Raw genomic sequence first — 12,375 nt, 5'->3', positions numbered from 1 at the left:
CCGGTGCCCAGGTCGGGGCGCTCTACTGTGTTCCCGTGCGCGTTCGAACCCAGGCAGCGGCCACTCTCCTCCCCGTCAACGGAACTCTCGCGGCGGTGCTCGTCGTTCTCCTCGTGATCGCGGCAGCGGTCGCGGCGGTGTACCGCCTCTCCCCGGACGGGTCGCGCCGCCGGGCCCGCGACATCGCGATCGCCGGGGTCCGGGCGACGGTCCAACTGGCCGTGGTGTCGCTCCTGATCGGCTGGGTGGTGCGCCACGGAGCGGCGCTGCTGGCCTTCCTGCTGCTCATGCTGGCGGTGGCCACGCGCACGGCGGGCCGCCGCCTCACCTCGAACCGGACCTGGATCTGGGCGGCCCTGCCGATCGTGGCACCGGTGACCCCGCTCGTGGCGGCGCTCATCGTCTGCGGCCTCCTCCCGCTCCGCGGCATCGCCGTGATCCCGGTGACCGGCATCCTCATCGGCGGCGCGCTCACGGCGACCGTGCTGGCGGGGCGCCGCGCCCTCGACGAGCTGACGGCGCGCAACGGCGAGGTGGAGGCGTGCCTGGCCCTCGGCCTGCTCCCCCACGAGGCCCGCCTCGAAATCGTCCGCCCGACCGCCTCCGACGCCCTCCTCCCCGGCCTCGACCAGACCCGGACGGTGGGCCTGGTCACGCTCCCCGGCGCGTTCGTCGGCATGCTCCTGGGCGGGGCGTCACCGGTGACCGCCGGGGCGGTGCAACTCTTCGTCCTGGTGGCGCTGATGGCCGTCCAGGCGATCGCGGTGGCCACGACGGTGGAGCTGGTGGCACGGGGGCGGCTCAGTCGCCCGTGACAGCAGGGGGCCCGCTCAGCCGTCCATGACAGCGTGGACGGCTCAGTCGTCCATGACGGCGAGGAGGCCGGAGAGGACGCGCAGGCAGGTGTCGATGTCGTCCTCCGTGAGATCGCCGTCGACCCCGCGCAGGGTTTCGCGCTCGCGGTCGAGCACGGCGCCGATGACGGTGCGCCCCTCCTCGGTCAGCCGGATCAGGGAGGATCTCTTGTGGGCGGGGTTGGGTGCGGTCTCGACGAGTCCCCGCCCGGCGGCGTCGTTCACCATGCGTTGCACGAACTGACGGCTGAGCGCCTGGAACCGCCCCATCTGAGGGACCGTCATGGGGCCTCGCCCGTGCAGCATGCTGAGCACGGCCCGCACGCCCACGGACAGCCCTTCGGCGGCGACGTCCCGCTCGACCCTCACGTACGTGCGCCGGTACAGCGGCCCGACGAGGTCGAACACCTCGGAGAGCCGGTCTGCCACATCTGCGGACACGGAACCGCGCCCCGTCTTCTCACTCACCCCACCATCATGACACCTGGGTTGTCATTTGACTTGTCAGTGAACGGTGAAGATGACAACCTGATTGTCATGTCCGACCTCTTCTGGATCGACAAAGGCGCCGGCCGCCCCTTGGTTCTGCTGCACGGCGGATTCCTCGACCACCACATGTGGGACGACCAGATCCCGCAGCTGGCATCGGACCACCGTGTCATCGCACCCGACTCCCGCGGTCACGGCCGCTCCCCCAACGCCACGGGGCCGTTCCGGCACACGGACGATCTCGCCGCGCTGCTGCGCCACTTGGACACCGGCCCTGCCGTCCTGGTGGGCGTCTCGATGGGCGCCAGCATTGCGATCGACACCGCGCTGGAGCACCCGGAACTGGTCAGCGGCGTGGTGACCAGCGGCGCCGGCACCAGCGAGCCGTACTTCACGGACCCCTGGACGACCGGGATCTGGACCACCTGGCAGTCGGCGATGACCGCGGGCGACGCGACCGCGGCGGTGGAGGCGTTCACCACTTTCGCGTCGGGCCCGCACCGCACCCTGGACGACCTGGACCCCCAAGTCGTCGACCGACTGCGGGCGATGACGTGGGGCACGATGTCGAAACACACCGCGGAAGAACCCGACTGGAGCGTCCCGCTCAAGGACACCTGGCCCCGCGCCGCCGAGATCACGGTGCCGGTCCGCGCCATCAACGGCGCGCTCGACTCCCCCGACCACATCGGCATGGCGGAGCGCCTGACGAGCAGCGTCGTCGACGGCCGGGCGGTCTCGATCCCCGACGCCGCCCACTACCCGAACATGGAACACCCGGAGGCCTTCAACCAGGCGCTCGCGGAGCTCTTGCGCGACATGTGACGGCGTCACACCGTCGGCTCGGGGCGGCACGCCCAGGCGTCCGCACGGGCGGCCGCCGCCCGCCGCCTCCGCCGCACCGCGAGCCACTGCGCGCCTCCGGTCAGGGCCGCGACGGCGCCCGAGATGGCCATCCCGAGCAGCGCGCCGGTGAACGGACCGCCGGCGGCGATCCCGCCCAGCAGGCCCACACCTATCGAGTACGAGGCCCAGACCGCCTCGGCGACGCCCGAGGCCACAAGGAACCGGCCCAACCGAAAGTCGACGAGCCCGGCCGCCACCGCGCCGACGAACCGCCCGGTGGGCAGGAACCGGATGCCGATGATGAACGGGATCCCGTGCCGACGCACCCGCACAGAAGCCCAATCGAGCAGTGCAGCACGTCGCCGCTTACGTCGAAGTCGCCGCAGCACCGGCCCACCGAACCGCCGCGTCGACCGATACACCAGCAGGTCCCCGATGATGGCGGCGCCCGACACCACCAGCAGCACAAGGGCGAGCGGGAGACGACCGTCGGCCGCCATGGCCCCCGCGCTGACGAGCAGCCATGAATTGGGCACCAGCGGCGGCATGACGCACAAAACAAGCAGGCCGTAAAACAAGTAGTCGGGCATATCTACAGGTAACGGAACAAAGGTTAAGAAAACGAGAGGAGTTGACGTATCTCGGGGAAACCTCTGGGAGCTACCCCTAAGGGGCGCGAAGTGCGGTTTCACAGCCGACTGGACCGACGCCCAAGAGGCAAGAGGCGACCGGTCAAGTTCACCACGATGCCCGCGCAGGACGCGCCGCGCACTGGGGCGGCCATCCGGATCGGGGTGGGGTTATCCCCCGGCTGCCTCGTACTCGTGCGCGCGTCCTCCGCGCCACTGGATGATCGGCGAGTCCCCGGACACCAGCCGATCGGCTTCATCGAGCCCGGCCCGGCGCAGGAATTCGACCAGGTCGTGGTCGTCACGGGCCAGACCGAAGTCCACACCGCCGACCGTGACCCGCCGCCCTCTGCCCGACGGCGACGGACGGTGCACGACTATCTCAGTCGCCATACGCCCACCGATCCGCCACAGCCTTCGCACCGCCGGTCGGGCGCGGCATCACGCCCGACCCCGCGCCCGCCGGCGCAGCTCCGCCTTCTGCGCCGGAGTGAGTTTCTCGCCCGCCAGCACCCGGGACAGATACAGCAGACGCCGCCGCAGAGCGGTTCGACCGGGCCGATCGGCAAGCTGCCGGTAGGTCGCGTCCCACTCCCGCTGTGTCTGCACGAGGTCCTCAGTGATCGTGTTCCGCATGAGACAGATTAGATCGCGTGTTCGATTTTCAGCGCAAGCTGACACACGAGACGCGCGGTGCGCGTGCGCGGCCGGCCGGCCGGCCGAGATTTATACGCGCGTCTTAAACAAACGTCTTGTACGCACGTATAGATCTGCTCTACGGTGACGTCATGAACACCGACATCACCAAGCGCTCCGCGCTCACCGTCGACGGCCGCACCCTTTCCTACGTGGACTTCGGCGGCCCCGGCCGCCCTCTGCTCGCTCTGCACGGGCACATGTCCGAGGGCCTGTCGTACGCCGGGCTCGCCGCTCATCTCGCCCCGGAGTGGCGGGTCATAGCCCCCGATCAGCGCGGCCACGGCGAGTCCGACCGGGCGGCCGACTACAGCCGCGAGGGCTACCTCGCCGACCTGAAAGCCCTCATGGATCACCTGGGTCTGGACCGGGCTGCCCTCCTCGGCCACTCGCTCGGCGCGATCAACGCCTACCAGTTCGCAGCCCGCCACCCCGAGCGCGTCACCGCGCTGATCAATGTGGAGGGGTGCGCCGAACTCGGCCTGGACGGCAGCAATCCGCTGGCGTTCGTCCTGAACCTGCCGGAGGGCAGCGCCCCCGACCGGGAGGCGTTCGTCGCGCAACTCGGCCCGTTCGCGCCGCACTTCGAGTCGGCCGTCCGCGAGCGGCCGGACGGCACCTGGGGCCTGCACTTCCACCCTCAGGACATCTACGACTCCGAGGACCAGGTGCACGGCGACCACTGGGCCGACTGGACCGGCTCCACCTGCCCGGCGCTGCTGGTGCGTGGCGCCAAGGGCGGTGTGCTGCCGGCGGAGCAGGCAGAGCAGATGGTCGCCCGACGCCCCGGCACCCACCTCGTCGAGCTGGAGACCGACCACTTCGTATACGCCAACGACCCGGCCGGCTTCGCGGCCGCGGTCCGCGGCTTCCTCGCCGCCGCCTGAAGCGCTCGGTCACAGCATGTCGCCCTCTGGGCCTCAGGCTGTGGACCTCAGGGCATGCCCGGGAGCGGCCAGGGGTTCGGGGCGTTGCGTCGGACCGCCGCGCGGATGTGGACCATGGCCAGGATGGCGCTCAAGTGGGTCTTGCCCTCGGTGTGCCGGACGTGGTCCTTGCAGAACCACAGGGCGTTCTCGGGATGCCCCTCGTGTTCGAGCGGTGGCGCTATCGCGCGGAAGTACACGAGCGTAAATGTCTCGTACTCGTAGTCCTTGGCGGTCGCGTGGCAGATCTCGCAGAACGGGGGCATCACGGCCGGTCAACTCCACTCCGCCGAACGAATCCTGAGCGCGATCCTACGTCCGTGGGGCGCGGTCACGTTGTTGTCACAGCCCCGGCGTAGGCTCCGCAGCATGACCATTTACGACGCAGTACAGATCGACAACCTTCAGGGCGGCGCCGCCGACCTGCCCCAGTACCAGGGCAAGGCCGTCCTGATCGTCAACGTTGCCTCGAAGTGCGGGCTCACGCCGCAGTACACCGCCCTGGAGGAGCTCCAGAAGCAGTATGCGGACCGTGGGTTCACGGTTCTCGGCGTGCCCTGCAACCAGTTCATGGGGCAGGAGCCCGGTACCGCCGACGAGATCTCCGAGTTCTGCTCGGCCACGTATGGCGTCACGTTCCCCATGACCGAGAAGGTCGACGTCAACGGCGAGGAGCGACACGCGCTGTACGCGAACCTCGTCGACACGGCGGACGCGGAGGGGCACACCGGCGACATCCGTTGGAACTTCGAGAAGTTCCTCGTGGGGCGCTCCGGCGACGTCGTCGCGCGCTTCTCGCCCCAGACGACGCCGGACGCGCCGGAGGTCGTGGCGGCCATCGAGCGGGAGCTCTCGGCGCAGAGCTGAGGTCCGGGGCAGGGGGGGGTGAGTGCTGGGTGCGTCCCTGCGCCCCGCGCCCGCCCCGCTGCGCCTCCACTCCCCCCGTAGCACCATGGCTACATGCTGTTCGCCCGGCTCTCTCAGGTGTCCCAGGACGTCGCCGCCGCCTCCGCGCGGTCGCGGAAAATCGCGTTGCTCGCCGAGTTGTTCCGGGATGCCGATCCGGACGACGTGCCGATCGTCATCCCGTATCTGGCGGGGCGGCTGCCCCAGGGGCGGCTCGGGGTCGGGTGGCGGGTGCTGAGCGAGCGGGTCGAGGCGGCGCCGGAGCCGCGGCTGAGCGTGCAGGACGTCGACGCGCTGATGACCGAGCTCGGGGATGTGTCCGGCGCCGGGTCCCAGGCCGAGCGGAAGCGTCTTGTCGGGGAGCTGATGGGGGCCGCCACCGAGGGCGAGCAGCGGTTTCTGTTCGGGCTCGTGACCGGTGAGGTGCGGCAGGGCGCCCTGGACGCCGTCGCGACCGAGGGGCTTGCGCAGGCGACGGGCGCCGCCCCCGCCGACGTACGACGTGCCGTGATGCTGGCGGGTGGGCTGCAGGACGTCGCGCAGGCGCTCCTCGCGCGCGGCACCGAGGCGCTCGACGAGTTCCGGCTCACCGTCGGCCGGCCCGTCCTGCCGATGCTCGCGCACAGCGCGGGTGGCGTCGGCGAGGCTCTCGACAAGTTGGGCACCTGCGCCGTCGAGGAGAAGCTCGACGGCATCCGCGTGCAGGTTCACCGGGACGGCGATGCCGTGCACATCTACACGCGGACGCTCGACGACATCACCGACCGGCTCCCCGAAGTGACCGACGCCGTACGGGAGTTCGCCGGTGAGCGGTTCATTCTCGACGGGGAGGTCATCGCGCTCGGTGCGGACGGGCGGCCGCGGGCGTTCCAGGATGTCGCGGGGCGGGTCGGGTCGCGGGTCGACGTCGCGCGGGCCGCGGAGGCACTGCCGGTCTCCCCCGTGTTCTTCGATGTGCTGTACGTCGACGGGCGGGATCTGCTGGATCTGCCGTTCGCCGGGCGGCACGAACAGCTGGCACGGCTCGTGCCGGAGCCGATGCGGGTACGGCGCGTCGTGGTCGAAGAGGGAGAGGGCGCGGACAACGCCGTACAGCGGGGCGTCGCCGAGGCGTTCTTCGCCGACACCCTCGCGCGTGGCCATGAAGGTGTCGTGCTCAAGGGGCTCGAGGCCCCGTACAGCGCGGGCCGCCGCGGCGCGTCCTGGGTGAAGGTCAAGCCCGTGCACACGCTGGACCTGGTCGTGCTCGCCGCCGAGTGGGGGCACGGGCGGCGCACCGGCAAGCTGTCCAATCTGCACCTGGGCGCGCGCCGCCCCGACGGTACGTACGCGATGCTCGGCAAGACGTTCAAGGGGCTCACCGACGCATTGCTGACCTGGCAGACGGAGCGGCTGCTCGCGTCGGCCGTCAGTGACGACGGTCATGTCGTGACCGTGCGGCCCGAGTTGGTCGTCGAGATCGCCTACGACGGGTTGCAGCGTTCGACGCGCTACCCGGCGGGCGTGACGCTCCGCTTCGCGCGCGTGGTGCGGTATCGGGAGGACAAGTCGGCCGGAGAGGCGGACACGGTGGGGGCGGTGCTCGCCGCTCATCCGTCGCTCGACGCCTGAGCGTGTCGACAGAAGACCGCTTCGAGGTACGGCCTCGTATGGCCTTTTCCATGCCTGACCGTTTTTTTGCCAAAGCTTGGCGCGTATAGGGTGACGGACATCCATCTAAAGTTGCATCTGCCACCTATTGGCCGCCGGGACAGCGGCCACGCACGGACAAGGGGAGAGACGTGCCCGCTTCACGCCTGAGCAGGACACCATTGCCGGGGATCGGCTACCGCTATGACCTCACGACCCGCGAGCAGCGTCAGCTCTCGGTAGTCGCCCATCGGGACGGGGGGCGCACCCTCAGCGCGTACCGGGCGGACGACCCGGACGCCTGCGACCTGTCGCTGAAGCTGACGTCGGGGGAAGCGGCGTATCTCATCGACGCGTTGACGCCTTCGCACCACAGCCCGAACCTGTTGCACACCACCGACCTGGGTCTTGTCGCCGAACGCATCGAGGTGCCCGGCACCTCGATCTGGAACGGGCGGCTGCTGGGCGAGACGAAGATGCGCACCGATACCGGCGCGTCGATCGTGGCCGTACTGCGCCGCGCCGACGCGATTCCGTCGCCGACGCCGGACTTCCGGCTCGCGGGCGGCGACACGGTCATCGTCATCGGTACCCGCGAGGGCGTCGACGCGGCGGCCGCGATTCTGGGGCGGGAGTGACCGTATGCACAGTGCTCTCTTTCTGATCGAATTCGGTGCCATCACGCTGGCGCTCGGGCTGCTCGGGCGGCTCGCGGGACGCCTGCGGTTCTCACCGATCCCGCTGTATCTGCTGGCAGGGCTCGCGTTCGGCGAGGGCGGTCTGCTGCCGCTCGGCGCCAGCGAGGAATTCGTGGCCATCGGCTCCGAAATAGGCGTGATCCTGCTGCTGTTGATGCTGGGCCTCGAGTACACGGCCAGCGATCTCGTCACCAATCTCAAGACGCAATATCCGGCCGGCCTTGTCGACATGACGTTCAACGCGCTGCCCGGTGCCGCCGCCGCGCTGCTCATGGGGTGGGGCCCGGTGGCCGCCGTGGTGCTCGCCGGTGTCACCTGGATCTCGTCCTCGGGCGTGATCGCCAAGGTGCTCGGGGACCTGGGCCGGCTCGGCAACCGCGAGACGCCGGTGATCCTCAGCATCCTGGTGCTCGAGGACCTGGCGATGGCCGTGTATCTGCCCATCATCACGGCGCTGCTCGCCGGGGTCGGCTGGGCGGCCGGCGGGCTCACGCTCGCCATCGCGCTCGGCGCCGCGGGTCTGGTGCTGTTCATCGCCGTGCGGTTCGGGCGGCACATCTCGAAGTTCGTGTCGAGCGACGACCCGGAGAAGCTGCTCCTCGTGGTGCTCGGCCTGACCATCCTGGTCGCCGGCCTCGCGCAGCAGCTCCAGGTGTCTGCGGCCGTGGGCGCGTTCCTCGTGGGTATCGCGCTGTCCGGTGAGGTCGCCGAGAACACGCACACGCTGCTGTCCCCGCTGCGGGACCTGTTCGCGGCCGTGTTCTTCGTCTTCTTCGGTCTGCACACCGACCCGGCGAGCATTCCGCCGGTGCTGCTGCCCGCGCTGCTGCTCGCCGTGGTCACGGCCTGCACGAAGATCGCTACGGGGTACTGGGCGGCGCGCCGCGCCGGGATCTCCGTCAAGGGACGCTGGCGGGCCGGTGGCGCGCTGGTGGCGCGCGGCGAGTTCTCCATCGTGATCGCGGGCCTCGCCGTGACGTCCGGCATCGAGCCGCGGCTCGGCCCGCTGGCCACCGCGTACGTGCTGATCCTGGTGATCGTGGGCCCGCTGACCGCGCGGTTCGTCCAGCCCCTCGCGCAGCGGCTGTTCCCGCAGCGCCCGGCGGTGCCCGTGGGCGTGGTTCCCGAGCCGCGTGCGGCCGAGCAGGGCGCGGAGGCCGCACGGGTCGCGGAGGTCGCCCAGGCCGGACAGGTCGCGCAGGCCGCGCCGGTCGCGCAGGCGGACGAGAAGAAGCCGGACGAGAAGCCCGACGAACGACCGGCCGCCGTGGACGAGCACAGCCGCTGACGATCCACCGCCGATCCTCGGCGCACGCCGCCGAACCCGGCACCCGACGGGGCCGTTCTCCAGGCATGGAGAACGGCCCCGTTCTCTCTCCAGTCGCCCGCCATGACCAGGGCGCTTAGCGTGGTGGGCGAAGTCGATCGGGGGGTCTGGTGGTTTGGAGGCCACGATGGATCGCTCGCCCGACACCTCCCCTGCAGGCGCCGAACCCGGCATAGAGAGCTCCCCTCCCGGCGGCGGCTCCGTGCCGTACGCGGGCGGGGGCAAGCACGAGCACCGCTGGCTGATCCTCGCCGTGATCGGCCTGGCCCAGCTGATGGTCGTCCTCGACGCCACCATCGTGAACATCGCGCTGCCGTCGGCCCAGAAGGACCTCGGGTTCTCCGACGGCAACCGGCAGTGGATCGTCACCGCCTACTCCCTGGCGTTCGGCAGCCTGCTGCTGCTCGGCGGGCGGATCGCCGACCTCGTCGGCCGCAAGGCCGTCTTCCTCACGGGCCTGGTCGGCTTCGCGGTGGCCTCCGCGCTGGGTGGTGCGGCGAGCAGCTTCGAGATGCTGGTCGCGGCGCGCGCCCTGCAGGGCGCGTTCGGCGCGCTGCTCGCGCCGGCCGCGCTCTCCCTGCTGACGACGACGTTCACCGACCCCAAGGAGCGGGCCAAGGCCTTCGGCATCTACGGCGCCATCGCCGGTGCGGGTGGCGCGGTCGGGCTGTTGCTCGGCGGTGTGCTGACCGAGTACCTGGACTGGCGCTGGTGCCTGTTCGTGAACCTGGCCTTCGCCGCCTTCGCGTTCCTGGGCGGCCTGCGCCTGCTGCACGGCGGGCGCCCCGCAGACCGGCCGAAGCTGGACGTGCCCGGCACGATCCTGGTTTCGGCGGGCCTGTTCTGCATCGTGTACGGGTTCTCCAACGCCGAGACGCACGACTGGAGCGAGTTCGCGACCTGGGGCTTCCTGGTGATCGGCGTGATCCTGCTCGCCGCGTTCGCCTGGTTCGAGACGCGGGCCGCGCATCCGCTGCTGCCGCTGCGCGTGCCCCTCGACCGGGACCGCGGCGCGTCGTACCTGGCGATGTTCATCGCCGGTGCGGGCATGTTCGGCGTGTTCCTCTTCCTGACGTACTACCTGCAGCAGATCCTGGAGTTCTCGCCGGTGTCGACCGGTGTGGCGTTCCTGCCGATGGTCGCCTGCATGATCTTCTCGTCGATCGTCACGCAGAACGTGCTCGCGCCGAAGTTCGGGCCGAAGCCGATCGTCCCGCTGGGCATGGCCCTGTCCGTGGTGGCGATGATCTGGCTGACCTTCCTCGACCTCGGCAGTAGTTACGCCGCCCATGTGCTGCCACCCACGCTGGTGATGGGCCTCGGCATGGGCATGATCTTCGCCACGGCCATGAACCTCGCCACGTCCGGTATCGCGGCGCACGACGCGGGCGTGGCCTCCGCGATGGTCAACACCAGTCAGCAGGTGGGCGGTTCGATCGGCACGGCGCTGCTGAACACCCTGGCCACGACCGCGGCGACCAGCTACCTCGTCGGCAAGCGGCCCACGCCGCTGGTGCGGGCGCAGGCCGCGATCGAGAGCTATTCGACCGCCTACTGGTGGTCGGCCACGTTCTTCGGCGTCGGTTTCGTCGTGACGCTGCTGCTGTACCGGCCGGGGGCGCCGAAGGTGATGTCCGGCGAGGGGGCCGCGCACATGTGAGCCGGTACGCGCGACTTCGGTTGGCGCGGCTGTGGTTGGCGCGGTTTCTGTCGGCTCGGGTTGGGTCGGCGTGAGTTTGGTCGACATGGGGTTGGTCGGCGTGGGTTTGGTTCGTGCGGCCCATTCAGGGGGCATACCCCCTGAGCACAGTCCGCCCGACGGGCAAGTGGCAGGGCGGATGGCTGCGCCGTGCGGGGCGGACCAGACAGGGGCGAGGGGGCCGTCATGCGTGGCGTGCCGTACGAGCCGTACCAGGTGGACAGCGAACGGCTGGCGACGGCGTTCGTCGAAGTGGCCGACGCCGCCGTACGGGGCGGTGCTCAGGCCCTCGGCGTGCTCGTCGGCAGTTGCGTGTCGCTGCTCGGAGTGGCGTCGGCGGTGGCGGTGCTGAATCCACCCGCGACCCGGGTCGAGGTCGCGGCGTCCGATCCACGCGGTCTGCGCCTGGAGCGGGCCGCGTTGACGTGGGGCGAGGGTCCCGGCCTGGACTGCCGCAGCTCCGCGACGGCCATCAGCGGCGTCCCGCTCGCGCATCCGTACGCGCGCGCCAACTGGCCGTCGTACACGGCGATGGCGCGCAGCATGGGCTTCGCGTGTGTGGTGGCGGTGCCGCTGCGGGCCTCGGACGGGGCGGTGGGCTCGCTGAGTCTGCTGTCGGAGCTGTCGGGGCCGATCGGGCCGGAGCGGTTGCGCCTGGGACAGCATCTCGCGGACGCGACGGCGTTGGGGGTCTTGCCGCGGAGGCGGGCCTGAAGGAACACCCGCCTCGACCCGACTCCGACCCTGACCCCAGCCCCGACCTCGGCCCCAGCCCCAGCCCCAGCCCCAGCCCCAGCCCCAGCGCGGAACTCCTCCCCCGCGTCCGCGGCCTGGGGGATTTCCCCCAGCAGGGTCGGAGGACAACCTCGTTCCGGCGGATCGTCCCGGTTCATAGCGTGGATGTCACACGAAGGACGTGACGCCAGAGCGCGCGGGCAGAGGGAGTCGTGATGATCGAGGCCAGGGGTCTCACCAAGCGGTACGGCGAGACGGTCGCCGTGGAGGATCTGAGCTTTCGGGTGCGCCCCGGGAGCGTCACAGGGTTCCTCGGGCCGAACGGGTCGGGGAAGTCCACGACCATGCGCATGATCATGGGTCTCGACCGGCCGGACGCAGGGCACGTCACGATCGACGGCCGCCCGTACGCCGAGCTGGACTGGCCGCTGCGCCGCGTCGGCGCGCTCCTTGAGGCCCGCACGTTCCATCCGGGCCGCAGCGCGCGCAGCCATCTCGCGGCGCTCGCCGCGGGCGGCGGCATCGATCCGGCGCGGGTGGACGCGGTCCTTGAGACCGTCGGTCTGGCGTCGGTCGCGCACAAGCGGGCGGGTTCGTTCTCGCTCGGCATGGCGCAGCGCCTCGGGATCGCGTCGGCGCTCCTGGGCGACCCGGCGGTGCTGCTGTTCGACGAGCCGGTGAACGGCCTGGACCCCGAAGGCGTGCGCTGGATAAGGGAGTTGCTGCGCTCACTGGCCGCCGAGGGACGTACGGTCCTGCTGTCGAGCCATTTGATCAGCGAGATGGCCCTGACAGCCGACCATCTCCTGGTGATCGGCCAGGGCAGGCTGCTCGCGGACACCTCGGTCGCCGAACTCACGGCGGGCGGACGCTCGTTGGAGGAGTCGTTCTTCGCGCTCACCGGGAGCGCGGCCGTGTACCAGGCAGGACCCGTGTACCAG

General features: G+C 70.6%; 14 protein-coding genes and 1 pseudogene. 10 read left to right on the top strand and 5 right to left on the bottom strand.

The features are described 5' to 3' along the window. Positions 1–35: 35 nt before the first annotated feature. Positions 36–815 carry an ABC transporter permease gene (locus OG746_RS25380; RefSeq protein ID WP_266718200.1) on the top strand — a complete coding sequence of 260 codons (780 nt, stop codon included), beginning with the start codon at positions 36–38 and terminating at the stop codon, positions 813–815. A gap of 42 nt (positions 816–857) precedes the next feature. Here OG746_RS25380 and OG746_RS25375 read toward each other — a convergent pair whose 3' ends face one another. After that, positions 858–1,322, bottom strand: a complete 465-nt coding sequence (locus tag OG746_RS25375) for a MarR family winged helix-turn-helix transcriptional regulator (protein ID WP_266718198.1) — start codon at positions 1,320–1,322, stop codon at positions 858–860. A 69-nt stretch (positions 1,323–1,391) separates the two neighbouring features. Between OG746_RS25375 and OG746_RS25370 the strand changes: the two genes are divergently transcribed. Next, positions 1,392–2,168: an alpha/beta fold hydrolase gene (locus tag OG746_RS25370; RefSeq protein ID WP_266718196.1), complete on the top strand. Its 777-nt coding sequence runs from the start codon at positions 1,392–1,394 to the stop codon at positions 2,166–2,168. Positions 2,169–2,173: 5 nt separating this feature from the next. Here the strand turns inward: OG746_RS25370 and OG746_RS25365 are convergent, their stop codons facing one another. The 3 genes from OG746_RS25365 to OG746_RS25355 all read right to left on the bottom strand — a co-directional run bounded on the left by OG746_RS25365 (position 2,174) and on the right by OG746_RS25355 (position 3,454). Next, positions 2,174–2,779 (bottom strand): DedA family protein, encoded by a 606-nt coding sequence (locus tag OG746_RS25365; protein WP_266718194.1) that lies wholly within the window; start codon positions 2,777–2,779, stop codon positions 2,174–2,176. A 210-nt stretch (positions 2,780–2,989) separates the two neighbouring features. Then, positions 2,990–3,211: a hypothetical protein gene (locus OG746_RS25360; protein ID WP_266718193.1), complete on the bottom strand. Its 222-nt coding sequence runs from the start codon at positions 3,209–3,211 to the stop codon at positions 2,990–2,992. Between the two features lie 48 nt (positions 3,212–3,259). Further along, complete coding sequence (locus tag OG746_RS25355; RefSeq protein ID WP_266718192.1) at positions 3,260–3,454, bottom strand: hypothetical protein; 195 nt, start codon at positions 3,452–3,454, stop codon at positions 3,260–3,262. A 152-nt stretch (positions 3,455–3,606) separates the two neighbouring features. Between OG746_RS25355 and OG746_RS25350 the strand changes: the two genes are divergently transcribed. Next, on the top strand, positions 3,607–4,401 hold the full coding sequence (locus OG746_RS25350; protein WP_266718191.1) for an alpha/beta fold hydrolase: 795 nt from the start codon (positions 3,607–3,609) through the stop codon (positions 4,399–4,401). Positions 4,402–4,448: 47 nt separating this feature from the next. Here OG746_RS25350 and OG746_RS25345 read toward each other — a convergent pair whose 3' ends face one another. Next, positions 4,449–4,709 carry a hypothetical protein gene (locus tag OG746_RS25345; protein WP_266718189.1) on the bottom strand — a complete coding sequence of 87 codons (261 nt, stop codon included), beginning with the start codon at positions 4,707–4,709 and terminating at the stop codon, positions 4,449–4,451. A 100-nt stretch (positions 4,710–4,809) separates the two neighbouring features. Here OG746_RS25345 and OG746_RS25340 point away from each other — a divergent pair, with 100 nt between their 5' ends. The 7 genes and pseudogenes from OG746_RS25340 to OG746_RS25310 form a co-directional block, all read left to right on the top strand. Further along, positions 4,810–5,307 carry a glutathione peroxidase gene (locus OG746_RS25340; RefSeq protein WP_266718188.1) on the top strand — a complete coding sequence of 166 codons (498 nt, stop codon included), beginning with the start codon at positions 4,810–4,812 and terminating at the stop codon, positions 5,305–5,307. A 93-nt stretch (positions 5,308–5,400) separates the two neighbouring features. Then, on the top strand, positions 5,401–6,957 hold the full coding sequence (locus tag OG746_RS25335) for an ATP-dependent DNA ligase (RefSeq protein ID WP_266718186.1): 1,557 nt from the start codon (positions 5,401–5,403) through the stop codon (positions 6,955–6,957). A 170-nt stretch (positions 6,958–7,127) separates the two neighbouring features. Then, positions 7,128–7,613 carry a cation:proton antiporter regulatory subunit gene (locus tag OG746_RS25330; protein WP_266718184.1) on the top strand — a complete coding sequence of 162 codons (486 nt, stop codon included), beginning with the start codon at positions 7,128–7,130 and terminating at the stop codon, positions 7,611–7,613. Positions 7,614–7,617: 4 nt separating this feature from the next. Next, entirely contained in the window at positions 7,618–8,961 is a 1,344-nt protein-coding gene (locus tag OG746_RS25325; RefSeq protein WP_266718183.1) for a cation:proton antiporter, read from the top strand. A 166-nt stretch (positions 8,962–9,127) separates the two neighbouring features. Then, complete coding sequence (locus OG746_RS25320) at positions 9,128–10,660, top strand: MFS transporter (protein ID WP_266718182.1); 1,533 nt, start codon at positions 9,128–9,130, stop codon at positions 10,658–10,660. Positions 10,661–10,885: 225 nt separating this feature from the next. Continuing rightward, on the top strand, positions 10,886–11,413 hold the full coding sequence (locus OG746_RS25315; protein ID WP_266718180.1) for a hypothetical protein: 528 nt from the start codon (positions 10,886–10,888) through the stop codon (positions 11,411–11,413). Positions 11,414–11,649: 236 nt separating this feature from the next. After that, positions 11,650–12,297, top strand: a pseudogene (locus tag OG746_RS25310) (ABC transporter ATP-binding protein); the annotation flags it as partial. Between the last annotated feature and the right edge of the window lie 78 nt (positions 12,298–12,375).

Source organism: Streptomyces sp. NBC_01016, assembly GCF_026341035.1.
Lineage (GTDB): Bacteria > Actinomycetota > Actinomycetes > Streptomycetales > Streptomycetaceae > Streptomyces.
The sequence above is the reverse complement of the archived record's forward strand: the minus strand, read 5'-3'. Positions and strand labels throughout refer to the sequence as shown.

Coding starts and splice junctions, on each gene's coding strand:
- OG746_RS25320 (WP_266718182.1), top strand. CDS start 9,128: ATGGATCGCTCGCCCGACACCTCCCCTGCAGGCGCCGAACCCGGCATA.
- OG746_RS25355 (WP_266718192.1), bottom strand. CDS start 3,454: ATGCGGAACACGATCACTGAGGACCTCGTGCAGACACAGCGGGAGTGG.
- OG746_RS25365 (WP_266718194.1), bottom strand. CDS start 2,779: ATGCCCGACTACTTGTTTTACGGCCTGCTTGTTTTGTGCGTCATGCCG.
- OG746_RS25315 (WP_266718180.1), top strand. CDS start 10,886: ATGCGTGGCGTGCCGTACGAGCCGTACCAGGTGGACAGCGAACGGCTG.
- OG746_RS25350 (WP_266718191.1), top strand. CDS start 3,607: ATGAACACCGACATCACCAAGCGCTCCGCGCTCACCGTCGACGGCCGC.
- OG746_RS25325 (WP_266718183.1), top strand. CDS start 7,618: ATGCACAGTGCTCTCTTTCTGATCGAATTCGGTGCCATCACGCTGGCG.
- OG746_RS25335 (WP_266718186.1), top strand. CDS start 5,401: ATGCTGTTCGCCCGGCTCTCTCAGGTGTCCCAGGACGTCGCCGCCGCC.
- OG746_RS25360 (WP_266718193.1), bottom strand. CDS start 3,211: ATGGCGACTGAGATAGTCGTGCACCGTCCGTCGCCGTCGGGCAGAGGG.
- OG746_RS25370 (WP_266718196.1), top strand. CDS start 1,392: ATGTCCGACCTCTTCTGGATCGACAAAGGCGCCGGCCGCCCCTTGGTT.
- OG746_RS25340 (WP_266718188.1), top strand. CDS start 4,810: ATGACCATTTACGACGCAGTACAGATCGACAACCTTCAGGGCGGCGCC.